General features: G+C 66.9%; 1 pseudogene. It reads right to left on the bottom strand.

Annotated features, from left to right (window positions below):
* Window positions 1–35: 35 nt before the first annotated feature.
* Window positions 36–366, bottom strand: a pseudogene (locus ACTFO6_RS18020) (hypothetical protein); the annotation flags it as partial.

Here is a 366-nt window from a genome sequence, read left to right as displayed (position 1 = left end):
GCGCGGGCTGGCAAGCGCCCTCATGCGACAGCTTCTCACCGGGCATAAAAGGACAACGAAGCGCGGTGACGCAGCGCCGCGTAAGGCTTGCCCTCGAATTCGCCAGGCAGGCGCTCCAAGTGCACGACGTCGAGCACGTACAGTCCCGGCCACGGTGTCGCGATGCGCACCCGTCCCTGGGCGTCGGTGCGCAGCTCCTGCATCCAGAGGTTGGGGGCGTAGACGAAGAGTTTGGCATTCGCAAGCGGCTCGCCGCGGAACTCGACGCGGAACGACCCGAACCCGTCCGTCGTCGGCAGAATATCGAGCGTCATCGGCTGCGCGGCCGCCGTACGTGCGGGCTCGGGTATGTGGCGCGCATAGAAC

The sequence above is a fragment of the Pelomicrobium sp. G1 genome (assembly GCF_051905455.1).
GTDB lineage: Bacteria > Pseudomonadota > Gammaproteobacteria > Burkholderiales > UBA6910 > Pelomicrobium.
The sequence above is the reverse complement of the archived record's forward strand: the minus strand, read 5'-3'. Positions and strand labels throughout refer to the sequence as shown.